The 21614-nt window shown below is 63.5% G+C and carries 24 protein-coding genes; 4 read left to right on the forward strand and 20 right to left on the reverse strand.

What is annotated here, in order from left to right:
* Positions 1–377: 377 nt before the first annotated feature.
* Positions 378–653 carry a DUF6124 family protein gene (locus tag F6S08_RS19675; RefSeq protein ID WP_065923761.1) on the forward strand — a complete coding sequence of 92 codons (276 nt, stop codon included), beginning with the start codon at positions 378–380 and terminating at the stop codon, positions 651–653.
* A 292-nt stretch (positions 654–945) separates the two neighbouring features.
* Here F6S08_RS19675 and F6S08_RS19680 read toward each other — a convergent pair whose 3' ends face one another.
* The 6 genes from F6S08_RS19680 to F6S08_RS19705 all read right to left on the reverse strand — a co-directional run bounded on the left by F6S08_RS19680 (position 946) and on the right by F6S08_RS19705 (position 6008).
* A complete protein-coding gene (locus F6S08_RS19680; RefSeq protein WP_315872197.1) occupies positions 946–1401 on the reverse strand; it encodes a hypothetical protein in 456 nt (151 codons plus the stop codon).
* A 163-nt stretch (positions 1402–1564) separates the two neighbouring features.
* Positions 1565–2497 (reverse strand): pyridoxamine 5'-phosphate oxidase family protein, encoded by a 933-nt coding sequence (locus tag F6S08_RS19685; RefSeq protein ID WP_315872198.1) that lies wholly within the window; start codon positions 2495–2497, stop codon positions 1565–1567.
* A 79-nt stretch (positions 2498–2576) separates the two neighbouring features.
* The gene (locus F6S08_RS19690) at positions 2577–3461 is read right to left on the reverse strand and encodes a LysR family transcriptional regulator (protein ID WP_074847258.1); all 885 of its coding nucleotides are present in this window, start codon (positions 3459–3461) and stop codon (positions 2577–2579) included.
* Positions 3461–4381: a LysR family transcriptional regulator gene (locus F6S08_RS19695; RefSeq protein ID WP_065926979.1), complete on the reverse strand. Its 921-nt coding sequence runs from the start codon at positions 4379–4381 to the stop codon at positions 3461–3463. Before F6S08_RS19695 ends, F6S08_RS19690 begins: the two co-directional genes overlap by 1 nt.
* 18 nt (positions 4382–4399) lie before the next feature.
* Positions 4400–5032 carry a glutathione S-transferase family protein gene (locus F6S08_RS19700; RefSeq protein WP_065926978.1) on the reverse strand — a complete coding sequence of 211 codons (633 nt, stop codon included), beginning with the start codon at positions 5030–5032 and terminating at the stop codon, positions 4400–4402.
* 103 nt (positions 5033–5135) lie between these two features.
* A complete protein-coding gene (locus tag F6S08_RS19705; RefSeq protein WP_065926977.1) occupies positions 5136–6008 on the reverse strand; it encodes a LysR family transcriptional regulator in 873 nt (290 codons plus the stop codon).
* Positions 6009–6143: 135 nt separating this feature from the next.
* Between F6S08_RS19705 and F6S08_RS19710 the strand changes: the two genes are divergently transcribed.
* Together F6S08_RS19710 and F6S08_RS19715 are read left to right on the forward strand one after the other, a co-directional pair.
* The gene (locus tag F6S08_RS19710; protein ID WP_137212461.1) at positions 6144–6917 is read left to right on the forward strand and encodes a glucose 1-dehydrogenase; all 774 of its coding nucleotides are present in this window, start codon (positions 6144–6146) and stop codon (positions 6915–6917) included.
* A gap of 14 nt (positions 6918–6931) precedes the next feature.
* Entirely contained in the window at positions 6932–7984 is a 1053-nt protein-coding gene (locus F6S08_RS19715; protein ID WP_315872199.1) for an L-idonate 5-dehydrogenase, read from the forward strand.
* Between the two features lie 190 nt (positions 7985–8174).
* Here the strand turns inward: F6S08_RS19715 and F6S08_RS19720 are convergent, their stop codons facing one another.
* Positions 8175–8966: an ABC transporter permease gene (locus tag F6S08_RS19720; RefSeq protein WP_315872200.1), complete on the reverse strand. Its 792-nt coding sequence runs from the start codon at positions 8964–8966 to the stop codon at positions 8175–8177.
* A complete protein-coding gene (locus F6S08_RS19725) occupies positions 8963–9640 on the reverse strand; it encodes an ATP-binding cassette domain-containing protein (RefSeq protein WP_074847263.1) in 678 nt (225 codons plus the stop codon). Before F6S08_RS19725 ends, F6S08_RS19720 begins: the two co-directional genes overlap by 4 nt.
* A 694-nt stretch (positions 9641–10334) precedes the next feature.
* Between F6S08_RS19725 and F6S08_RS19730 the strand changes: the two genes are divergently transcribed.
* Positions 10335–11543, forward strand: coding sequence for a DUF1835 domain-containing protein (locus tag F6S08_RS19730; protein WP_315872201.1), 1209 nt, complete (start codon positions 10335–10337; stop codon positions 11541–11543).
* A 54-nt stretch (positions 11544–11597) separates the two neighbouring features.
* Here the strand turns inward: F6S08_RS19730 and F6S08_RS19735 are convergent, their stop codons facing one another.
* The 12 genes from F6S08_RS19735 to nac form a co-directional block, all read right to left on the reverse strand.
* Entirely contained in the window at positions 11598–12431 is an 834-nt protein-coding gene (locus F6S08_RS19735; protein WP_315872202.1) for an ABC transporter substrate-binding protein, read from the reverse strand.
* A 59-nt stretch (positions 12432–12490) separates the two neighbouring features.
* Positions 12491–13219, reverse strand: coding sequence for an amino acid ABC transporter ATP-binding protein (locus F6S08_RS19740; RefSeq protein WP_169899070.1), 729 nt, complete (start codon positions 13217–13219; stop codon positions 12491–12493).
* A 23-nt stretch (positions 13220–13242) separates the two neighbouring features.
* Positions 13243–13986, reverse strand: a complete 744-nt coding sequence (locus F6S08_RS19745) for an amino acid ABC transporter permease (protein WP_053138766.1) — start codon at positions 13984–13986, stop codon at positions 13243–13245.
* Between the two features lie 6 nt (positions 13987–13992).
* The gene (locus F6S08_RS19750; RefSeq protein ID WP_027608104.1) at positions 13993–14694 is read right to left on the reverse strand and encodes an amino acid ABC transporter permease; all 702 of its coding nucleotides are present in this window, start codon (positions 14692–14694) and stop codon (positions 13993–13995) included.
* A gap of 109 nt (positions 14695–14803) precedes the next feature.
* The gene (locus tag F6S08_RS19755) at positions 14804–15556 is read right to left on the reverse strand and encodes an SDR family oxidoreductase (protein ID WP_101271977.1); all 753 of its coding nucleotides are present in this window, start codon (positions 15554–15556) and stop codon (positions 14804–14806) included.
* Positions 15557–15649: 93 nt separating this feature from the next.
* A complete protein-coding gene (locus F6S08_RS19760) occupies positions 15650–16423 on the reverse strand; it encodes a 5-oxoprolinase subunit PxpA (RefSeq protein WP_315872203.1) in 774 nt (257 codons plus the stop codon).
* A complete protein-coding gene (locus F6S08_RS19765; RefSeq protein ID WP_315872204.1) occupies positions 16420–16812 on the reverse strand; it encodes a hypothetical protein in 393 nt (130 codons plus the stop codon). The genes F6S08_RS19760 and F6S08_RS19765 overlap by 4 nt, the downstream gene beginning before the upstream one ends.
* Positions 16809–17783, reverse strand: coding sequence for a biotin-dependent carboxyltransferase family protein (locus F6S08_RS19770; RefSeq protein WP_315872205.1), 975 nt, complete (start codon positions 17781–17783; stop codon positions 16809–16811). The genes F6S08_RS19765 and F6S08_RS19770 overlap by 4 nt, the downstream gene beginning before the upstream one ends.
* Positions 17780–18436, reverse strand: coding sequence for a 5-oxoprolinase subunit PxpB (gene pxpB / locus F6S08_RS19775; protein ID WP_315872206.1), 657 nt, complete (start codon positions 18434–18436; stop codon positions 17780–17782). The genes F6S08_RS19770 and pxpB overlap by 4 nt, the downstream gene beginning before the upstream one ends.
* On the reverse strand, positions 18433–19785 hold the full coding sequence (gene accC / locus F6S08_RS19780) for an acetyl-CoA carboxylase biotin carboxylase subunit (RefSeq protein WP_315872207.1): 1353 nt from the start codon (positions 19783–19785) through the stop codon (positions 18433–18435). Before accC ends, pxpB begins: the two co-directional genes overlap by 4 nt.
* A gap of 33 nt (positions 19786–19818) precedes the next feature.
* Positions 19819–20232 carry an acetyl-CoA carboxylase biotin carboxyl carrier protein subunit gene (locus F6S08_RS19785; RefSeq protein WP_315872208.1) on the reverse strand — a complete coding sequence of 138 codons (414 nt, stop codon included), beginning with the start codon at positions 20230–20232 and terminating at the stop codon, positions 19819–19821.
* 114 nt (positions 20233–20346) lie between these two features.
* Complete coding sequence (gene nac / locus F6S08_RS19790; RefSeq protein WP_150675591.1) at positions 20347–21252, reverse strand: nitrogen assimilation transcriptional regulator NAC; 906 nt, start codon at positions 21250–21252, stop codon at positions 20347–20349.
* Positions 21253–21614 lie beyond the last annotated feature (362 nt).

Below are 21614 nucleotides of genomic sequence, written 5' to 3' on the forward strand. Positions count from 1 at the left end.
TCTTAAGATCGTTCCCACGCTCCTGCGTGGGAATGCAGCCCGTGACGCTCGGCGTCACCTGTGCACAGCAGCCGAAACGTGCAGCGGTTGGTTTTTTTGTCGGACCGCTCTTACGCAACTTTCGGGTTGCGTCTGATCAACCTCGCCGCTAACCTTCGCGGGTCGCTGCAAATTCAGCGAATGGGTGTGGTAGCCCAGTTCTTTCATAGACCCCAAAACGCTCAAGGGCGTTTTTTTGTGCGGGCTGCTTTGTGGCGGCTGTGCATGGGAGGCTTCGGCCTGCCGGGTTTCTATGACCGGTCTACCACCCCGTGTACAGTCGCCTCCTGACTTCGTGTGGTAGCGAAATGGAGGTGCTCATTCATAGGAGCTTCGCCATGAAAAAAGTCACACCCAATCCCCCGCTACCCACCTCGGATGACAATCCGCAAATCCCCCCCGATGTCATCTTCACCGTGCGTCCCGGCCTGAGTACGGAAGCGGCCTTGAGCAACGCCAGCGAGATGCTTGAATCGGCCACGGTCTGCGCATACGGCTGCGCCGAACGTCTTGACGGTCACAACCGCCGGCATGTGCTGGCAATGGTGCAGATGATCGAGATTGCGCAGTTACTGGTGGATGAGGCGCTTAATCGGGAATGCCCGGCGGCCTGATCACACAGCGCAAATCCAATCAGCACAGCAAAGCCCCCTGTGGGAGTTGTCGAGCTTCAGCGAGGCTGCGATGGGGCCGGGGCGGGCGGTCAATTCGTCGACTGACCGGACGCTATCGAAGCCTCGCTGAAGCTCGACAACGCCCGCGCTGGATCTTCATCAGGCAGGATAAATGCAGTGAAGTTACCAACTGCCCATCGCCAGACTGAACGCTGACATTTGCGCAAACTAACAAGACGGCCGGGCCCACGGTACCTGCCATTAACGCTGAGCCTCTGCGATCCTGGAAGGGTTAAAAGTCTGTGATGTCGAAGTTCAGATTGACCTCGTAATTATTAAGCACAATTGATTTGGTTTTGAACCACAGCGTTCCGCTAATCGGTTTGTCAGGGTAGCTGTTTTTCAACTCAACCCAACCTTCAAGCCCTTTGTACTCTCTGGTTACACCGGTCTCTCGGATAAAAGTCTTGTAATTCAGCGTCAGTTTCACCTGCGCGTCGCCAATCCTATAGGTGCCGCTGGAAACGTCCTCGCGATCAAGATGAAGACCAATGAGCGCTGTCTCACCAGGTTTTTCCAGATCATCCACGGTGCCATGGAAACGTAACGTCCCCTCCTGGTTGTCACGCCAGATCCATTCAGCGTCAAAGAACGACTCTACATTGGTGTACAGGTTCTTGACCGTCCCGGTCATAGTACCGGTGGCCGTCCCTCTACCAGGCTTCGGAAGTTCGATACCTTCAAACATGTTCATCTCCTCTCCAGTATCAGTGTGTAGTTGCCGCACCAACCTGTATTGGATAGAAAAAAATGAGGTCCGTAACCTGTGATTTATGACAGGTTTAAGCACGTACTTTTTATTACTTGTTGTCATTAGCACACGGTTCACTTTAACCAGGACGGCACACACGCTACCAACTCCCCATCCCCAAACTGAACGGCGAAAACTCCGCGAACTGCCAGCGCAACGCCAACGCCGCCGGGCGGCGGACCAGGTGTTCCACGGTCACTGTCCATAACCGCTGCGCGCCCTCGAAGCGGGCGACCTCAGGCCCGTCGAGAATCAACGAGGTACGCCCGGCGACCTGCAACATGTCCCCCGATTCAAAGTCGATAAACAACAACCCCGCCACCGGATTGGCCGCCAGGTTGCCCAGGGTGTTGAAGAACAGGTTGCCGGCAAAATCCGGGATGGTCAGCACGTCGCCCTCCACGCGCACGAAGCCGGTGTGGCCGCCGCGATGGGAAACGTCCACCGAGCGTTCACCGTCGACATCCACGTAGCTGGCGACGAAGAATGTGTCGGCGTTGCGGATCATGGTTTCGGCTGCAGCGTCCAGGCCGCCCATGCGCTCGACCTGGCTGCCAGGTTTGCGTGCAACCCCATCGACCGGCCGCAGTTGGATGTATTTGGGGCAGTTCCCGAAGGTCTGCACGACGTCGATTGACAAGCCGTACTGATCAAGTCCGCCGACACGGCCGTTCATGCGGTTGCGGCGCCGGGTGTTCAGGTCGATGCCGAGCAGGCCCACTGCGGCACCCTCGTGCAAAGCGGCCCGAGCCGGGTCGCTGGCAGAGGGCAGGCTGTCAATCTGCAAAGTATAAGGATCGGGAGAATGGGCAAACCCCGGCGCGCCTTCGACCATCGTCGCCCAGGGAATCCCCTGCTCATCCACCACGCCGAGCATCAGGTACGGCAACAAGGGATAGAAGTCCCGATGCTGCTCCGGCAGGTGATCGCGTATCACCTTGGGCCCGACCACCGCCATGCGCTCGGCCACGCCGACCGCTGCTTGTAACTGCCGTTCGCCGGCATGCCAGGGGGACTGTTCGGTAGGGTTCATGGCGATCACCTCAAGTTGGTTGCCCCCATGCTGCGCCCTACCAGCCAAATGCAGAATGCCCACCCCAGGCAATCCACTATTACGCCAACTGAAATGCCGAGTGCTCACGCAGCGCCGCCACGCAGTGGTCGACGAAGCTGCGCACGCGCATCGGCGCATGCCGGCCCTCGCGGTACACCACGTGCACCGGCAAGGGCGCTGGCTCGTAGCTCGGCAGGAGGCGGCATAACTGGCCGCCGAGCAGATGCTCATGCACCGGGTAGCTCAAGCAACGAACCAGCCCCGTGCCGTGCAGCGCCGCATTGATCGCGCCTTGCACCGTGGCGCAACTCAGCCGCGCGCGGGCCTTGAGCTGGCAACCCTGGAATTCCCAATGCACCGGGTTGGCATTCGCGATCAGGCGATGCTGCTTGAGGTCGTCCGGGTGTCGGGGTTCGCCGTGCGCCGCCAGGTAATCGGGACTGGCGCAGAGGATCTGCCGCACGTGCCCGACCGGGCGCGCGATCAGCGATGAGCTGGGCAACTCGCCGACCAGGATCGCCACGTCCAGCCCCTCTTCGTGCAGGTTGGGGTAATAGTCGTGGTAGTGGGCGGTGAGCTGCACCGCAGGGTAACGATCCATGTAGCTGGCCAACAGCGGCGCCATCACATAGCGGCTGAACAGCAACGGCATGAACACCCGCAGATTGCCCTGGGCCTGCACATGCAAGCCCTTGGCCGAGGCTTCGGCGGCGTCCACGGCGGCCAGCAGGTGCACGCAGTCGGCCAGGTACGCGTGCCCGGCGTCGGTCAGGTTGACGCCGCGCGTACTGCGCGCCAGCAATGCCACGCGCAGGCGCGCTTCCAGGCGGGCCACGGCGCGCACCAAGGTCGGGCCGGATACCTGGGCACTGCGCGCCGCCGACGCCAGGCTCGTTTGCCCGGCCAGCGCGGCGAACAGTTGCATGTCGCGATAACGTTCCATCAGCCGCGCCGCTGCATCGCCGGGTTCAAAGCTGCGTCCTGGCCGAGGCGATGGCTGAGGAAATCGACAAAGGTGAGGATCTTGGCCGGCACCCGTGGGCTTTTCTGGAACACCACCTGGATCGGCAGCGCTGCCGGTTCAAAGTCCTCCAGGACAATCTCCAGCTCACCCGCCGCCACCGCCGCCGCGACCTGATAGGACAGCACCCGCGTGATGCCCCAACCCACTCTCGCCAGATTGATCGCCGCGTTGTTCGCCGTGACCACCAGGCGCGGCTCCACCGGCACCGCCAATGGCTGGCCGCCCTCGACAAATGTCCACTCGCTCAGCAATTGGCTGGAAGACGAGGCAGCAAGCTTCGCCTCGCGTAACTGCGACGGGTGCCGAGGCCGGCCCTGCTGCGCCAGGTAAGCCGGCGCCGCACACACCACCCGGCGCACCTCACCGACCTTGATCGCCTGCTGCCCCGGCTCATGCAGATGACCGATACGCACCGCCACATCCACCCCTTCGTCGACCATGTTGACCACCCGATCCACCAGCAAGGCATTGATATTCACCAGCGGAAAACGGTCAAGGTACTCGCCCAGCACCGGCGCCACATACAACTCGCCAAACAGTACCGGTGCGGTCACCGTGAGGTGGCCGCAGGGGATCGAATAACTGCCCGCCGCCGCTTCTTCGGCTTCGTCCAGCTCGGCGAGGATGCGCCGGCAATCTTCGAGGTAACGCTGGCCGGCCTCGGTCAGGTGCAGGCTGCGGGTGGTGCGCGCCAGCAGCTGGGTGCCGATGCGCGCTTCCATGGCGGCGATGGCCCGGGTCACGCTGGGGGGCGAGGTGTTCAGGCGGCGCGCCGCGGCGGCAAACCCCTCCTCCTCGGCCACTGCCAGGAACACCTGCATTTCGTGAAATCGGTCCATCGATGCGCCTCAGCAACGTTAATGTGATTGCAACCCTACCGCCGTACGCGGCATGCCCACAAATCCCGGCAAGGCCTCGATACTGGCAAGCCAGGCGCGCACCTTAGGGTAGTCGGCCAGCGACACATTGCCTTCCGGCGCATGGGCCACATAGGTGTAGAACGCAATATCGGCGATGCTCGCTTGCTCCCCCGCCAGGAAGCGGGTTTCGCTCAGTTGCTGCTCCACCAGTGCCAACAAGCCATGGGCACGACTGATCGCCGCCGCCGCATCCACATCGGCACCGAATACCACAGCCAGCCGTGCGGTGGCGGGCCCGGCGTGCAGCTGGCCGGCGGCCGCCGACAGCCAGCGCTGTACGCGCGCCTGCCCCACCGGGTCGCTTGGCAACCATTGGCCCTTGCCGTATTTCGTGGCGAGGTAGACCAGGATCGCGTTGGAGTCCGCCAGTACGGTGCCGTTATCGTCAATCGCCGGGACCTGGCCGAAACGGTTGATGGTCGCAGTGAAGTCAGCGCTTTTATGCGCGCCTTGCTTGAGGTCCACCAGGATGAACTCGCTGGGCAATCCCAGCAGGGACAGCATCAGCTCGGCCCGATGGGAATGGCCGGACAAGGGGAAACCATAGAGTTTGATCGCAGGCTGGGACATGTAAGGCTCCAAGGGTGGGGTTTTGACACCGGCATGTTCCACCGCTGCGCCGACCACTGGAATCACCAGCTTTTACAATCCAGCATTTCAGCCGGTGAAACAATCACTCGCCAAACAATTCGACGATCAACGCAAACAGCGTGGTCTTCACCGCACTGTCCAACGTGGTCCAGGCCAACCCCGTACGCGCCTGAAACGCCCCCAACGCCAGTGGCCGCGACACACAATTGGCCGGCAACGCCCGCGCGGCCTGCTGCGGCAGTACGCCGACGCCCAACCCGGCGCAGACCAGCGCGAGCATGGTGGTGAACTCGCCCAGTTCGGACGCGATCTGCAAAGGGATGCCCACGGCCTGGATAAATTCGTCGTAGAACCCCGGCGCATAGCGCCGCGCAAGGATGTACACCGGCACGTCGAGCAGGTCGCCGGGCTGGATCGACGCCTGCGCGGCCAGCGGATGATCCATCGGCAGGGCCACGCAGAACGGCTCGCGCAGCACCACGCGGGTCTGCACCCCAGGGTAGGCGGCAGGCAGGCGCATCAGGCCGAAATCCAGGCGATCGTTCTTCAGCGCGGCGGCTTGATCGGGGCCGGGCATGTCCTTGAGTTCCAGCTCGATACGCGGGTAGCGCTGATGCACCGTGCGGATCAACTCGGGTAACAGGTGCGGCAATACCGACGACACAAAGCCCAGGCGCACCCGGCCGATTTCCCCCCGGTTGGACGCCCGCGCCGCCTCCGCCGCCCGCGCGGCCTGGTGCAGGGTCGCCTGAGCTTCGGGCAGGAATACCCGACCGGCATCGGTCAAGGTCACCGAGTGGCGATTGCGGTCCAGCAGGCGTACGCCCAGGCCAGTTTCGAGCAGCTTGATCTGCATGCTCAGGGCCGGTTGCACAATCGACAACTGCGCCGCCGCCCGGCCGAAATGCAGCTCCTGGGCCAGTACCACAAAGGCGCGCAAGTGCTTGAGCTCCATCGATCCTCCCCGGTTATCACGGATATTGATCAGCCGATCATAAATGAACATTGGACCTGCGCCCTACACCGGAGTGAAGTTAAGCCAATCAGCCGTTGTTTTGATTATCACAAGCGCGCCCGGAGAAACATGCCCATGCAAAGCGTTCTAGACACCTTTCGCCTCGATGGCCGGCTGGCGCTGGTCACCGGCTCCAGTGCCGGTATCGGCCTGGCCATCGCCCGAGGCCTGGCCCAGGCCGGTGCGCGGGTGGTGCTCAACGGGCGTAACCGCAGCACCTTGCGCGACGCGGCCGCGCTGCTGACCCTTGACGGCCTGGAGGTGCACACCCAAGCGTTCGATGTGACCGACAGCGCGGCGATCCAGGCCGGCGTGGCCGCTATCGAGGAACGCCTCGGGCCCTTGGAAATCCTGGTCAACAACGCCGGCATGCAGCGCCGTGGGCCGTTGGAAGACTACAGCGAGCAGCATTGGCGCGAACTGATCAGCACCAACCTCGACAGCGCCTTTCTGGTAGGCCAGGCCGTGGCGCGAGCGATGATCCCGCGCAAGCGTGGGCGCATCATCAATATCTGTTCGGTGCAAAGTGAATTGGGCCGCCCGGGCATCGCGCCGTATGCAGCGAGCAAAGGCGCGTTGAAGATGCTCACCAAGGGCATGGCCATCGACTGGGGCCCCCACGGGCTGACGGTCAACGGTATCGGCCCCGGCTACTTCAAGACCGAGTTGAACGCCAACCTGGTGGCCAACCCCGAGTTCAGCGACTGGCTGGTGCAACGTACGCCGAGCCGACGCTGGGGCGACGTCGCTGAGTTGGCCGGTGCGGCGGTGTTCCTGGCCAGCGATGCCGCGAGTTTCGTCAACGGTCATATCCTCTATGTCGACGGTGGCATCACCGCGTCGCTGTAACCCTGGAGAACCTTATGCACGCCATTGTCTGCCACGCCTCAAAAGACCTGCGGGTCAGCCCCCAGGACGAACCTCACAGCCTGGGCCCCGAGCAACTGCGCGTGCGCATTGCCCGCGGCGGCATCTGCGGCTCGGACTTGCACTATTACCAGCACGGCGGCTTCGGCACCGTGCGCCTGCGCGAGCCGATGGTGCTCGGCCATGAAGTGTCGGCAGTGATCGATGCCGTGGGCTCCGACGCCGGCCGGTTCAAGGTCGGCCAGCGCATTGCCGTATCGCCCTCGCGCCCGTGCGGTGCTTGCCGTTATTGCCATCAATGCCTGCCCAACCACTGCCTGGACATGCGCTTCTACGGCAGCGCGATGCCCTTCCCGCATATCCAGGGCGCGTTCCGCCAGAGCCTGGTGATCGAGACGCATCAGGCACATCTTTTGGCCGATCATGTCAGTCTCGCCGAAGGTGCACTGGCCGAACCGCTGTCGGTGGGGTTGCATGCGATCCAACGGGCCGGCGCAGTATTCGGCAAGCGCGTGCTGGTGACCGGTTGCGGCCCCATCGGCAACCTGCTGATCGCCGGCCTGCGCGCCGCCGGTGCGGCTGAAATCGTCGCGGTGGACCTGTCCGCCAGCGCCCTGGCCTGCGCGAAAAAAATGGGCGCCACGCGCACCCACAACATCGCCGACGGCATCGACGCGCTCAAGCGCTACACCGCCGAGAAGGGTTACTTCGAGGTGATGTTCGAAGTCTCCGGCAGTGCCCAGGCCCTGCGTAACGGCCTGGACTGCATCGCCCCACGCGGCGTGCTGGTCACGGTCGGCTTGGGCGGTGAGGTGTCGCTGCCGCTGAACCTGCTGGTCAGCCGCGAGATCGACCTGCGCGGCACCTTCCGCTTCCACAGTGAGTTTGCCCAGGCGGTGGACTTGCTCAATCGCCAGGTCGTCGACGTACGCCCGGTGATCTCCCACACGGTGCCGTTCGAGCAGGCGGTGCAGGCGTTTGAACTGGCGGCGGACAAGACCCAGGCGATGAAGGTGGTGCTGGATTTTGGCGTGGTGGATCAGCCTTGAACCTGTGATGAGCCCTTCGGGGTCAGCCATACTTTTGTGGCGAGCGGGCTTGCCCCAGGCTTTTTGTAGGAGCGAGCTTGCTCGCGAAAAACGCCCAGACAACGCGCTCATTCTCGATAAGCGCGGTGGCCCTGAGTTCTTCGCGAGCAAGCTCGCTCCTACAGTGAATCACTTTCGCTTAACTGAACGCTTAGCGCTCTTGCAAGCGCTCACGCAAAAACCGGTGGCTCCTGGAAAACAACCGCCGATAGGTCAACAACACCGCCCCCACCGTGCCCAACGCCGACGACGCGGCAATCAGGAACATGATCACGATCTGATAGCGCACCGCGTCCACCGGGCTTTCCCCCGCCAGCACCTGGCCGGTCATCATGCCGGGCAGGCTGACAATGCCGACCACGGTCATTTGGTTCAGCGTCGGGATCATCCCCGCGCGTACCGCCTGGCGGATCGCTTCCTGCGCCGCCTCCCAGCGTGAGCCGCCGAGGGCCAGGATCATCTCGATGGTGTTGCGCCCCGAGGTCAGTTCCTGGGTCATGCGTTCGATCCCCAGGGACACGCCGGTCAGGGTGTTGCCGAGGATCATGCCGAGGATCGGGATCGCGTACTGAGGCTCGTACCACGGGTGGATGCGGATCACCGCAAACAAGCCCACTGCCGTCACCAGCCACGAACTGCCCCACACCGACAGGATGCTGTCGCCCCTTTGCCCCCGGTACGTGCGACGCCCACGCCCCGCCGCCGACAGCCCGGCGATCAGGGTCATTGCGCCCATCAACGGCAGTACCACATACCAGTAGGCGAACGCGAACACCCAGCCCAGCAGGTAACCGATGGCCGACAGTTGCACCACGGTACGCACCGCCGCCCACAGCAACTGGCGGCCCAGGCCCAGGCGCAGCAGCAGGGAGAGCGCACCGTTGACCAGGATCAGCGAAGCGGCGATGGCCATGTCCAGGGCGGTGAGGTTTTGATAGTTCATGGCTGGACCGCCTCGCTCAACACCCCGGCACTCATCTGCCAGTGGATGTCGCTCATGCGCCGGGCCTGGTCGAGGTCGTGGGAAACCCAGACATAGGCGCGGGCATTGTCGCCGGCAAACCAGGCGCTGATCAACGCTTCCACATCGCGGGATGAGGTGGGGTCGAGGGCGGCGGTGGGTTCGTCCAGCAGCAGCACCTCGGGGTTGAGTTGCAGGGTGCGGATCAGCGAGACCACCTGGGCCTCGCCACCCGACAGGTCCAACGCGTTCTTGGTCAAAAAATCCGCCGCCTTACCGGCATGCCCCAGCAAAGTGGTCACCGCTTCCGGGTCGAAGCGACGCTGGCGCAGGGTCTTGAGGCTGAAGGGAAAACGCAGGTTGTCCTCCACCGTGCCTTCGAGCAGCGCCGGGCGTTGGGACAGGTAGCTGATATGGCTGCGGTAGTGCGGAATCTGCGCATCGACAATCGGCTGGCTATTCCACAGCACCTGCCCGCTGGTGGGGGCGTCCAGCAACGCCAATGCGCGCAGCAACACACTTTTGCCAGAGCCGGAGGAACCGGTGATCGACACCCGGTCGGCGCGGTTCAAGGTGAAACTCGTGGGTTGGAGCAACAGCACCTGGCGGCGCTCGTCCATGCGCGTGAGGGCGCGGGTTTCGATCAGTGCACTCATGGACGCGGTGTTCCTCTTAAACCTGTTGGGCGCAATGGTGCGGCAGGCGCGGGAAGTTTTCATGAGAAATTTCAAACTATCGCCACCACTACGGCGAAGGCCTTTTGCTTACTTTTGGGCCTTTCCAAAAGTGAGCCGCCGTAAGGGCGGAACCCATAGCGGCCGTTACCGCAGCAACGGATATGTACCCGGCCCAATCCAAAAAAAAGGTCGGCCCAGAGGCCGCCATCGGGGCATAGGTATCTACACAACTTTGGCTCAACGCTGAACGCCCCGCAGATTGGGCTGTTGTGGCGAGCGGGCTTGTCCCGCGCTGGGCTGCGTAGCAGCCCCAGTAAAGAAGAACGCGGTGTATCAGACACTCTGTAGAGGCTGGTTTTGGGGCTGCTTCGCAGCCCAGCGCGGGACAAGCCCGCTCGCCACAGGGAGATTTGTCAGGATCTGAAAAGTTGTGTAGATACCCATCGCCATCGGGAGCAAGCACCCTCCCACACTTGACCCCGTGCAACCCAAAAAAGAGTACGGGTTTGATCCCAAGCCCGATTTGCAATCAAACGCCGCAGTGCCTATATTTCCCGCCTGGCGCTCTCTACGCCACCTTCCGCGGAAAGGGCTGCGCCCAGGACAATGAAGCTCTACCTCATTTCTACGACTCCCAACCTTAAAGCGGAAAAGGTTTGTGCAAGGAGATCGTATGTCGCAACGCCCTGTATCCTCCAACACCGATGGCCGTCTCAACCTTGAGCAACAGCGCAAGCGCGCCAAGGAACTGTTGCGCCAGCTGAAAGCCCAGGACCCCGGCGCCACCCTGTCTCAGGCCCAATGGCAGATCGCCAGGCAACTGGGTTTCAGCAGTTGGCCCAAGCTCAAGGCCCATGTCGACGCCATTGATTTCGCCGCCCGCCATCCCGACTTTGCCGCCAGCGACGAAGCGCGCACCACCCACTGGCGCTGCGGCAATGACATTGCCCATAGCCTTCAGATTGCCGGGTTCAAGGGCCACTTCCACATGCTGAGCGACCCGCTGTGCATGGGGCCGGTTCGCGACATACCCACCGCAGAATTCCGCGCCCTGCGCAGCGCGTTCATCAGCCAGGCCTTTGCCCTGCCCTTAGCGGACGTCACGCGCCGCGTCGACGATGAATACGATCAGCTCCACACCTTGGCCAGTGCCGAGCACAGCGTGCTGTGGTGCGAGGCGGACGCCTATGACCAGTTGTTCCTGATCCGTGCCCTGGCCGGCCTGGAGCAGGCACCGCCCAAGCTGGAGCTGATCGAGGTGGAACGTATTCCCGGTGTCGAGCGTTTTATCGGTATCGGCCAGTTGGCGCCGGATGTATTGGCGTGGCTATGGCCACAGCGGCGCCTCATCGGTGACGATGCGGTGCAACTGGCCAAACAGGCCTGGTCGGCCTATTGCGACAGCTCACCGACCCCGTTGGCCGAGCTTGCCCATGGCAAACACCCGGCCCTGCCCTTGCTGGCGCCGGCGCTGTTGCGTCAATTACAGGAGTTGCCGGGAACACGCGATGGCCTGTCGCTGACCGAGCGCCTGGCCCTGACCTACCTCGCCGAAGCCGGGCCGCTGCCGTTTGGCCGTGTGTTCGCCGAACTGGCGGCCAGGCGCGACCCGCTGCCGTTCCTGGGGGACATGATGTTTCATGCGCTGTTGCGGCCGTTGATCGATGGCGAGCAGCCGTTGCTGACGGAAACCGAGGCGCATCTGGACTGGCCCCGCCGCCCGCTGTCGCTGACCCCCTTGGGCCATAGCGTGCTCAACGGACAGGCGTACTGGCTCGACCATGCCAGCCACGAACGCTGGGTGGGCGGAACGTGCATCAGGCCCGGCCAACCGCACTGGATGATTGATGAGGCCCTGCGCCCCCAGTACAGAACACCGTAAAAAAACAGCCCGCCGTGCATCACCCACGGCGGGCTTTTTTACAACCGCCAGCGCTTACGGCAACGGCTCGAACTTCAAGGCGCTCAAGCTCTGCACCTTGTCCTCGCGGACCATCTTGTATTCGGTGTTCGGGCCGATCCAGCGGTCCCAGATCGCATCGATCTCCCCTGCCTTCTCCATCGCCATCAACGACTCATTGACCTTGGCCAGAAACGCCGGCTCATCGCGGCGCATGCCGGCGCCGATCGGTTCGAGGGCCATCGGCTCCTTGGCCAAGGCCAGTTCGACACCACCGGCCTTGGCCTGGTTGACCAGTTTCAGCGCGGTCATGGTGTTGGTCACCAGGCCCACCACCTTGTTCTGTTGCAACGCCATATAGGCCGAGCCGGTGTCCTGGAAGGTCACCGGGGTGGCCCCGGCAAGGCGGATCGACTGCTCGGAGGTGGAGCCCTTGGTGGAGCTGATGCGCTTGTCCTTGAAGAAGCTTTTCGGCTGGTCGGCATTCGCCGCGCGTACCACCAGGGTTTCCTTGGCGATGTAGTACGGGTCGCTGAACTGGATCTGTTCGGCGCGGGTCTTGGTGTAGGCCAGGTTGGCGAAGATCACGTCGACGCGGCCCATTTTCACTTCGGGAATCCGCGCTTCAACCGACAGCGGCTTGAGTTCCAGGGCCACGCCCATGGTCTTGGCCAGGGCCTTGCACAGGTCCACGTCCATGCCCACCAGCTCGCGGGTTTTCGGGTCCGGCGCGGAGAATGGCGGCACATCGGCGTAGACGCCGCAGCTCAGGGACTGCTTGGCCAGGATGTCGCTCAACTGGTCGGCCTGTGCGACGGAAATCGCCAGTGGCCCCAATGCCAGTGCGGTAAACAGATGCTTCATACCCATGGGAAATCTCCGGAAAGTTGGACCAGCAAAAATGGCAGAGGGAGCAAAGCCGCCGCAGCTCAATGGGCCCGCAGGTCGGCGATAAAACGTTGCGCTCGCGGGTGCGAAGGCTGGGTGAAGAACGCATCGGGGCTGCTCTTTTCCAGAATCTGCCCCGCGTCCATAAACCAGATGGTGTCGGCCACTTCACGGGCGAAGTTCATCTCGTGGGTCACGCACATCATGGTCATGCCGTCCTTGGCCAGGCCCTTCATCACGCTCAGCACTTCACCGACCATTTCCGGGTCGAGGGCACTGGTCGGCTCGTCGAACAGCATCACCGGCGGTTCCATCGCCAATGCCCGGGCAATCGCCACGCGCTGCTGTTGGCCGCCGGACAACTGCGCCGGGTAGGCACCGGCCTTATGGGCCAGGCCGACGCGGTCGAGCAATTCCATGGCCTTCTGTTTGGCAGCGGCGCCCTTGAGGTTGCGCAGCTTGTTCGGCGCCAGGGTGATGTTTTCCAGCACCGACAGGTGCGGGAACAGGTTGAAGCTCTGGAACACAAACCCCACGCGGCTGCGCAGGCGGTTGATCTGCGCGTCGGTGCCGTGCACGTCCTGCCCGTCGAACAGGATCTGGCCGGCCTGGATGTCTTCCAGGCGGTTGACCGTGCGGATCAGCGTCGACTTGCCAGAACCCGAGGGGCCGCACAGCACCACCACTTCACCGGGTTGCACCTCGGCGGTGATGTCGGTGAGCGCCTGGTACTCGCCGTACCATTTATTGATTTTCGAAAACATGATCATTGGATGCATGAGCGCAGCCCTCTTCAATTATCGGTGGTCAGCAACGGACCGCCCGCCACGGTTTGCCCGCCATCGCCCAGGCGCTTGCGGGCAATGCGTTGCTCCACCCAACCGGCCAGGCGGGTCAGGCCGAAACACAGCAGGTAGTAGATGATCGCCAGGATGAAAAACACCTGGAACGGCTTGGTCAGCAGCTGGTTGTTGACCTGGTTGGCGGCGAAGGTCACTTCCTGCACGTTGATCACGTAGCCCAGGGAGGTTTCCTTGATGATCGAGATGAACTGGCTGATCAGGCTCGGCAGCGCGTTATACAGCGCCTGGGGCAGGATCACCCAGACCGTGGTGCGCACATAGCCCAGGCCCAGGGCGCGGGACGCCTCGTACTGCCCGGCCGGCAGCGCCTGGATGCCGCCGCGAATGATTTCGCACAGGTAGGCGCTCTGGTAGATCACCAGGGTGCAGAGCATGGTCATGAAGCCGGTGATGTTATGGCCGATCAGCAACGGCACCAGGAAGTAGGTCCAGAAGATCACCATCAGCAACGGGATGCCACGCAGCACGTAGACCCACACTGTCGCGACCCAGTACAACCCCTTCCACGGCGACACCCGCGCCAAGGCCAGCAGCAGGCCGAACGGGAACGCCAGCAGCAACGCCAGCGCCGCCAGGATCAGGGTACTCGCCAGGCCACCCAGCGGGCCGTGGGGGTATTGGCCGATCAGGAACAGCGTCCAGTTCTGCTGCACGATTGAAAACATATCGAACATCGCGGTCTACCTCGCCAGGGCTTTGCTGAAGTGGCGGGCGAGCAATGCCCCGGCGCCCATCAGCAGCAGTGAAAACACCAGGTAGAACACCGTGGCCACCAGGTACGACTCAAAGGTGCGGAACGTGTAGTTCTCCACTTCGCGGCTGGCGTAGGTCAGCTCCATCACGCCGATCGCCATCGCCAGGCTGGTGTTCTTGAACAGCAGCACGGTGTGGTTGATCAGCGACGGCAGGCAGTTGCGTACGCCCTGGGGCAGGATCACGTAGCGCATCGAACGCACGTAGCCCAGGCCCAGGGCCCTGGACGCTTCGGTCTGCCCGGCGGGAATGGCGCGCAGGCCGCTGCGCATGTCTTCACAGAAATACGCAGCCTGGCACAGGCCCAGGGCGATCACCGAGAACAGGTATTCAGTGTTGTGGTTGGCCAGCCACAGTTGCGTGGACTCGCCAAGCAACGTCGGCACGCCGAAGTACCACAGCATCAGTTGCACCAGGGTCGGCACATTACGGTGGTACGACACATACCCCGCCACCAGGCGGTCGGCCAGCGTGTTACCGGTCAGGCGCACCGTGACCAGTGTCAGCGCCAGCAGCATCGCCAGCAGCCAGGCGAACAGCGCCAGCTGCAAGGTCATTTCGATGCCCTTGACGATCAGCTCGGCGTACTCGCCTTGCAGAATCGCGGCCAAATCGAAGTCTTGCTTCATGGTCAATCCCTATCGGCATTGGGCTAGGGCAGAAATCAAAATCACCCGGCGTGGCCGTGGCGGGATGCAGCGTTGACGGATCGATCCGTTCTTTTGATGGGGCTCGGATTCAGCCCTGGTAGTCCTGGGGCCGCGCGGTGGAAAGCCCGCCCGGCACCTGCAAGGTCGGGGTGATTTCCATGTGCCCGATGTTGACCGCAATCGGCGCGGCAATCGCGAAGGCGATGGCATTGGCGATGTCCTCAGCCTGGGGCAATTCAAAGCCCTCGACGAAGCGCTTGTAGGTTTCCTCGGAGTCACCGTGCACGTGGGCAAAGATGTCCGTGGCGACCCGGCCAGGGCAGATCTCGGTGACCCGCACGCGCTTGCCGAACGCATCGATGCGCAACTGGCGCGAAAGCATGCTCACGGCGGCCTTGGTCGCGTGGTAGGTGGAGTTGCCGCCAAAGTTGTAGGCCGCCGCGATCGAACTGATGTTGATGATGTGCCCGCAGTCGCGCTCGACCATGCCCGGCAGCGCCAGCCGTGCCAGGTGCAGCACGGCGCGCAGGTTGACGTCGATCAGCAGGTCGATGCCGTCGGCGTCGGCCTTGAGCAGGGAACCGGGTTTGTCGACGCCGGCGTTGTTGACCAGGATGTCGAAGGTGTTTTCGGCGAACAGTCTGGTCAGCCCGGCAAGGTCGGTGACATCGATGGCGTGGGCGATGCAGCCGGTCCTGGCCGCCAGTTCCTGCAACTTGTCGGCACTGCGAGCCAGGGCATGCACCTGCACGCCTTCCTGGCAAAGGCGCTCGACAACGGCGGCGCCGATGCCGGAGGAAGCCCCGGTGACCAGCGCGGTTTTGTAGTCGGAAAATGGCATGGGGTGGTCCTTGTGCTACGGGTTATGGTTCGACTCTATCCAGCCTTCGGGCGCTGGACCAAGACGCAATGGTTGTGTGGCGATAAGGCCTGCTTATGACGCGGCCAGCAGCTGGGAAATCGGCGTGATACGGCCGCCCAGTTGCTCGATTTCGGCGCGAATGGTGCGCGCCAGTTCGACCGCGCCGGGGGTATCGCCGTGCAGCAGGATCGAATGGGCCGGCACCCGCAGCACCTTGCCGCTGAGGGCGGTCACGGTGCCCTCCTCCAGCAACTGCCGCACCCGGCGCAGCACCGCTGCCGGCGCCTTGATCACCGAACCGTCGACCTTGCGCGGCACCAGCAGGCAATCGTCGTCATAGGCGCGGTCGGCGAGAAACGTGGTGGCGACGCGCAGGCCGCACTTCTCGGCAGCGCCTTCGATGGCGCGGCTGCTGGAGGAGCTGATGATCAGCGTCGGGTCAAACGCCGCCACCGCCCGCACCAACGGTTCCGCCAGCGCCGCATCGGCGGCGGCCATATTGCCCAGGGCGCCGTGGAAGCTCATGTGGGTCATGGGATGGCCGTTGACCGCCGCGATCCCCGCGAGCGCGCCGAGCTGGTAGATCACATGGGTGGCGAGTTCCTTGATCTCGATGTTCATCTGCCGACGGCCAAAGCCCATCAGGTCCGGGAAGCCCACATGCGCGCCCAGGTCGATGCCACCGGCCTTGGCCAGGCGCACCGTGTTGTCCATGATCAGCGGGTCGCCGGCATGGAAACCGCAGGCGACATTGGCCGATGAAATCAGGTGCATCAGCGCTTCATCCTCGCCCATGCGCCACGGGCCGAAGCCTTCGCCCAGGTCAGCGTTCAAATCAATCTTCATGCGGGGTACTCCACTCCGAGGAAGGCTTCGCCGTAGCCGACAGTGGTGCCGCACGGCACACGCACATCGACAACCCGCGCGGCGCGGGGCGCGCGCAAGGGCAACAACAACTCACCCACTTGCAGCAGCGCGACCAGTTGCCCGGCGCTGAGCTGATCGCCCACCGCCACGAACGGTTGATCGAGTTGGGGATGGGTCAGCAGCAAGCGCCCCAGGCCGGTGGTGCGCAGCACCTGGTCTTCAACCACGGCAACGGCAGGCGCCGCAACAGCAGCGGCCGAGGCACCGCGCTTGAGCGCCAGGTGCACCCCGGGGCGGCTCATTTCGGCACCGGCCAGGTGGTGCTCCTTGAGCCACAGCGCCAATTGGCGAATTTCCTCAAGGGTCATGCTTTCACTCCTTCGCGGTGCAGTTCCAACAGGCGGCTGACTTCACGCAGATACGCGCGATTGGTTTCCAGGGCCTCGACGGCCTCCAGGTAGCTGCACTCGATAAAGCGCACCTTACCGCCGATGGGCGCCTGGCCCAGGCGCCACAGGTCGGCCTCGATCACACTGCCGAACTTGGGGTAGCCGCCGCTGGGCTGGGCGTCACGCATCTGGATGATGGGCTGGCCGCCGTGGGGCACCTGGATCACCCCCGGCATGATGCCGTGGGAGCGAATTTCCATCGGGGCGATGGGCAGCAGCGGCTGGCCTTCCATGCGGTAGCCGTAGCGATTGCTCTGGGTGGTGATCTTCCATTCACCGGCCCAGAACGCCGCGCGGGAAGTTTCTTGGAAACGCTCGTATTCGGCGGCGGGCAACACGCGCATGGCAGGCACCCCATCGACCTGCAACGGCAGCGCCAGGCTTGGCGCCAACACCCCGACATCCAGCGGCAACGGGCTGATACCGGGACGCAGTGCCCCCAGCCGATCACCCTGTTGCAGGGCGCGGCCGTCGAGGCCGCCGAACTCGCCGCGCAATTGAGTGCTGCGCGAACCCAGCACCGACGGCACATCCACCCCGCCCGCCAAACACAGGTAGGCACGGCTGCCTGACGTCGGATAGCCCAGGCTCAAGACCTGGCCTTCACGGCCCTGGCACACCCAGTTCGGTGGCAAGGACTGGCCGTCCAGGGTGGCGTCGCAAGCGGCGCCGGTCACCGTAAAGGCACAGTCCTGCAACAGCCGCACGTCGAACGGGAACAGCGGTATTTCAATCGCGGCGGCGTCTTCGGGATTGCCCAGCAACAGGTTGCCCAGGTCCAGGGCCAGCTGGTCCATGGCGCCCGACGTGCCCACGCCGTAACCCAGGCTGCCGAAGCGACCGAAGTCCTGCACGGTGGCCAGGGCGGTGGCCGATAGAATCTCGATCATCGAATGATCCTCTCGATGCGCAAGCGCAGGAAATCACCCGGCCGCAAGATCGCGGGCGGGGTTTGGGCGGGGTCGAAAAACGCCATTTCAGTACGTCCGATGGTGTTCCAGCCGCTGGGGCCAGCCGAGGCGGACACCCCGGTCTGCACCCCGCCGATGGACACCGAGCCCGCGCCGATATTCAGCACCGGCACCTGGCGCCGTGGCGTGGCCAGGCGTGGGTCCATGCCGCCGAGGTAGCAATAACCGGGGTGGCTGCCCAGGGCATACACCGGGTACAGCGGTTCGCAGTGCAGGTTGGCAATGGTCTCGATATCCAGTCCGGTGTGGGCAATCACGTCCGCCATGTGCGGACCGAACTCACCGCCGTACACCACCGGCAATTCGACGATGCGCCCTTCCAGGGGCAGCGGCTGGCTCTGTTCCCAGGCCTCCAGCAGGCGCTGGCACAGGCCGTTCAGTTCACGCGGCGGCGTGAGGAAGGTGAGCATCAGGTTGTTCATACCGGGCACGGCTTCGTGGATCTCGGGCCATTCGCCGGCTTGCAGGGCCAGGCGCCAGATACGCTGCTGCGGGGCCAGGTCCAGTTCGCCCGGCGCCTCGAACAGCAAGGCGCTGGAGCCCAGCAGGCTGATGACAGGGGCGGTGTTCATGTCGGACTCCTTTGCTGCAACCAGCGCTCCAGGTGATGAATATCGACGCCGGCGGCGCAGAACGCCGGGTCATCCAGAATCTCGCGGTGCAACGAAATGTTGGTGCTGATGCCGTCCACAATCATCTCGCTCAGGGCCAGGCGCATGCGTGCCATGGCTTCTTCACGCGTGGCGCCGTGGGTGATGACCTTGGCCACCATCGAGTCGTAGTACGGCGGCACGCGGTAGCCGGTGGTGACATGGGAGTCGACCCGCACACCAAAGCCGCCGGGCACTTCCCAACGCTGGATCAGGCCGGGGGTCGGCATAAAGGTCAGCGGGTCCTCGGCGTTGATGCGGCACTCCAGGGAGTGGCCGTTCAGCTGCACGTCTTCCTGGCGCACGCTCAGCACTTCACCGCGGGCCATGCGCAGTTGCTGCTGGACGATGTCGATGCCGGTGGTCATCTCGGTAACCGGGTGCTCCACTTGCAGGCGCGTGTTCATCTCGATGAAGAAGAACTCGCCGTCCTCATACAGAAACTCGAAAGTGCCCACGCCGCGATAGCCGATGCGGCGGCAGGCCTCGGCGCAACGTTCGCCGACCGTGGCGATCAGCGCGGGATCGATGCCCGGCGCCGGCGCTTCTTCCAGGACTTTCTGGTGGCGGCGTTGCAGGGAACAGTCGCGGCAGCCGAGCCAGATCGCATGGCCATGGGCATCGCACAACACCTGGATTTCCACGTGCCGGGGGTGGCCGAGGAATTTCTCGATATAGAGCTCAGGGTTGCCGAACGCCAACCGCGCTTCTTCGCGGGTGAGGCCGATGGCAGCGAGCAAGTCGCCCTCTGCCTGTACCACGCGCATGCCGCGACCGCCGCCGCCACCGGCGGCCTTGACGATCACCGGGTAACCGATTTCGGCGGCGATGGCGAGGATGCTCGCATCGTCGCTCGGCATGCTCGAATCCGGCCCCGGCACGCACGGCACACCGGCTTCACGCATGGCGCGCTTGGCTGCCACCTTGTCGCCCATGGTGCGAATGCATGCGGCGCTCGGCCCGATAAAGGTCAACCCGGCCGCTTCGATGCGCTCGGCAAACCCGGCGTTTTCCGACAGGAACCCGTAACCGGGGTGGATCGCCTGGGCGCCACTGACCTTGGCGGCAAACAGCAGCGCGGTCTGGTTGAGGTAGCTCAGCCCCGGTGCGGCCGGGCCGATGCACAGCGACTCATCGGCGTTTTGCACATACTGCGCATGGCGGTCCGCTTCGGAGTGCACCGCCACGGTTTTGATCCCCAGGCCATGGCAGGCACGCTGAATGCGCAGGGCGATTTCGCCACGGTTGGCGATCAGCACTTTGTCGAACATTGAATTCACCTGAATAACGAATACGCGTGGGGGTCAATCGAGCCGGAACAAGGCTTGGCCCGCTTCGACTTCGACGCCGGCCTGGGCAAGAATCTCAACCAACTTGCCGGCAACCTTGGCCTTGACCGGGTGGAACATCTTCATCGCCTCGATCACCGCCACCGTCTGGCCGGCCTCGATGGCTTGGCCCACGGTGACAAACGGCGCCTCACCGACGGCGGGCGTCAGGTGCAAGACGCCATAGAGGCTGGCCTTGATCTCCACGGCGGCGCTGGCCACGGCGGTGGCGGGTGTTGGAGCTGAAGTCACGGTCGGTGCGGCGCTGGTGATCACCTGACCTGCCTGCTTGAACAGCCGCAGCGTGCTGTCGCCTTCGGTCAGGCTCAGTTCCAGCAGATCGGATTCGGCCAGCAAATCCATCAACCCCTTGATACGTGCTGAATCCATGTATGGCCCCTGCCTGTCGAGCGTGTCTTGAGTGGATGGGCCCAATCTACCGAGCCCCTCGAAAAGCGGCCAAGACGCTTTGGCTTTGGGGTGATAAGCCGACCTTATGACCGCTCAAATCAGGCTGCCACGCATCTTCGCCACCAGCTCCAGCAGGATCGCCTTGACCGCCTGGGCCGGCACCGACAACGGCAAATGCCCCGACAGGCACAGCGCCAGCGGCGCCTCCACCTCGGGTTCGACGATGCGGCACATGTGCACCGAAGTGGCCGCCACCATCACCCGCGCCGACGACTCCGGCAGGATGGTCGAGCCGAAATGGTCGGCCACGGCGGCGGTCAGCGTGGTCGAGGATTCAATTTCGGCCACCACCCGCGCACTCAGGCCAATGCGCAGGAAGGCTTCGTCCACCAGCCGGCGCATGACGTTGTAGGGACGCGGCAGCAGCATGTCCATGTCGGCCAGTTCGGCCAGGGGCACTTCTTCACGCGTGGCAATCGCCGGGTCGGCACTCACCAGGTACAGCGGCTCGCGCAACAGCGAGACAAAACTCAGGCCATGCACCTCGCGCCCGCCATACAGCACGGCCATGTCCATGCGGCCGTTCATGATCAGCTCGCTCAAGGTGGTACCGAAGTTTTCATTGAGGTACAGCAGGATGCCAGGGTGGCGCTCACGCACGGTGCGCAGCAGCGGCAATGACAACGCCGACGCCGCAGTGCCCGGCGCCAGCCCCACCGACACCTGCCCGGACAACGCCTGGCCGGTGGCATTGATATCGCTCTGGGCCTGCTCGCACTGACGCAAAATAATCTGCGCATGGGCATACAACACCTTGCCCGCCTCAGTCGGCGTGACGCCGCGCTTGGTGCGAATCAACAGCTGCTGTTGCAGCTCGGCTTCCAGGGTTGCCAGTTGTTGGCTCAACGCCGGTTGCGCCACATGCAGTACATCGGCGGCCTGGGTCATGCTGCCGATGTCGACCAGTTTCACGAAATACTTCAGGCGGCGCAGGTTCAAAATGGCGATGCTCATGTAATGGACAAGTGATGCCTTAAATGTGGGAGGGGGCTTGCTCCCGATGAGGCAGTGTCAGTTGATGCATCTGTGACTGACATACTGCTATCGGGAGCAAGCCCCCTCCCACATTTGGTTTTGCGTACACCTGGCAGGTTTGCAAAAGACAGGCCATCCGTATAACCAGCCATAAGGCTTTGCTATGGCTGTCCCTGATCTCCGATCCAAAGCACCCGCCCGGAGCAGCCAGGACTGGAGGCACCACAACAGTGCAACCCCAGCCATAAGCACTGCCTATCAAACCAGAACGAACTCATCTTATGGCGCCCTTCCCCGCGCCTCGTACTGTGGCCCCTGTCAACGCC

The sequence above is a fragment of the Pseudomonas sp. JV449 genome, from assembly GCF_032424295.1.
GTDB classification, from domain to species: domain Bacteria; phylum Pseudomonadota; class Gammaproteobacteria; order Pseudomonadales; family Pseudomonadaceae; genus Aquipseudomonas; species Aquipseudomonas marginalis.

Excerpts from the sequence above, each read along its gene's own strand:
- F6S08_RS19675 (WP_065923761.1), top strand. The coding sequence starts at position 378 with ATGAAAAAAGTCACACCCAATCCCCCGCTACCCACCTCGGATGACAAT.
- F6S08_RS19680 (WP_315872197.1), bottom strand. The coding sequence starts at position 1,401 with ATGTTTGAAGGTATCGAACTTCCGAAGCCTGGTAGAGGGACGGCCACC.
- F6S08_RS19685 (WP_315872198.1), bottom strand. The coding sequence starts at position 2,497 with ATGAACCCTACCGAACAGTCCCCCTGGCATGCCGGCGAACGGCAGTTA.
- F6S08_RS19690 (WP_074847258.1), bottom strand. The coding sequence starts at position 3,461 with ATGGAACGTTATCGCGACATGCAACTGTTCGCCGCGCTGGCCGGGCAA.
- F6S08_RS19695 (WP_065926979.1), bottom strand. The coding sequence starts at position 4,381 with ATGGACCGATTTCACGAAATGCAGGTGTTCCTGGCAGTGGCCGAGGAG.
- F6S08_RS19700 (WP_065926978.1), bottom strand. The coding sequence starts at position 5,032 with ATGTCCCAGCCTGCGATCAAACTCTATGGTTTCCCCTTGTCCGGCCAT.
- F6S08_RS19705 (WP_065926977.1), bottom strand. The coding sequence starts at position 6,008 with ATGGAGCTCAAGCACTTGCGCGCCTTTGTGGTACTGGCCCAGGAGCTG.
- F6S08_RS19710 (WP_137212461.1), top strand. The coding sequence starts at position 6,144 with ATGCAAAGCGTTCTAGACACCTTTCGCCTCGATGGCCGGCTGGCGCTG.
- F6S08_RS19715 (WP_315872199.1), top strand. The coding sequence starts at position 6,932 with ATGCACGCCATTGTCTGCCACGCCTCAAAAGACCTGCGGGTCAGCCCC.
- F6S08_RS19720 (WP_315872200.1), bottom strand. The coding sequence starts at position 8,966 with ATGAACTATCAAAACCTCACCGCCCTGGACATGGCCATCGCCGCTTCG.
- F6S08_RS19725 (WP_074847263.1), bottom strand. The coding sequence starts at position 9,640 with ATGAGTGCACTGATCGAAACCCGCGCCCTCACGCGCATGGACGAGCGC.
- F6S08_RS19730 (WP_315872201.1), top strand. The coding sequence starts at position 10,335 with ATGTCGCAACGCCCTGTATCCTCCAACACCGATGGCCGTCTCAACCTT.
- F6S08_RS19735 (WP_315872202.1), bottom strand. The coding sequence starts at position 12,431 with ATGGGTATGAAGCATCTGTTTACCGCACTGGCATTGGGGCCACTGGCG.
- F6S08_RS19740 (WP_169899070.1), bottom strand. The coding sequence starts at position 13,219 with ATGATCATGTTTTCGAAAATCAATAAATGGTACGGCGAGTACCAGGCG.
- F6S08_RS19745 (WP_053138766.1), bottom strand. The coding sequence starts at position 13,986 with ATGTTCGATATGTTTTCAATCGTGCAGCAGAACTGGACGCTGTTCCTG.
- F6S08_RS19750 (WP_027608104.1), bottom strand. The coding sequence starts at position 14,694 with ATGAAGCAAGACTTCGATTTGGCCGCGATTCTGCAAGGCGAGTACGCC.
- F6S08_RS19755 (WP_101271977.1), bottom strand. The coding sequence starts at position 15,556 with ATGCCATTTTCCGACTACAAAACCGCGCTGGTCACCGGGGCTTCCTCC.
- F6S08_RS19760 (WP_315872203.1), bottom strand. The coding sequence starts at position 16,423 with ATGAAGATTGATTTGAACGCTGACCTGGGCGAAGGCTTCGGCCCGTGG.
- F6S08_RS19765 (WP_315872204.1), bottom strand. The coding sequence starts at position 16,812 with ATGACCCTTGAGGAAATTCGCCAATTGGCGCTGTGGCTCAAGGAGCAC.
- F6S08_RS19770 (WP_315872205.1), bottom strand. The coding sequence starts at position 17,783 with ATGATCGAGATTCTATCGGCCACCGCCCTGGCCACCGTGCAGGACTTC.
- pxpB (WP_315872206.1), bottom strand. The coding sequence starts at position 18,436 with ATGAACACCGCCCCTGTCATCAGCCTGCTGGGCTCCAGCGCCTTGCTG.
- accC (WP_315872207.1), bottom strand. The coding sequence starts at position 19,785 with ATGTTCGACAAAGTGCTGATCGCCAACCGTGGCGAAATCGCCCTGCGC.
- F6S08_RS19785 (WP_315872208.1), bottom strand. The coding sequence starts at position 20,232 with ATGGATTCAGCACGTATCAAGGGGTTGATGGATTTGCTGGCCGAATCC.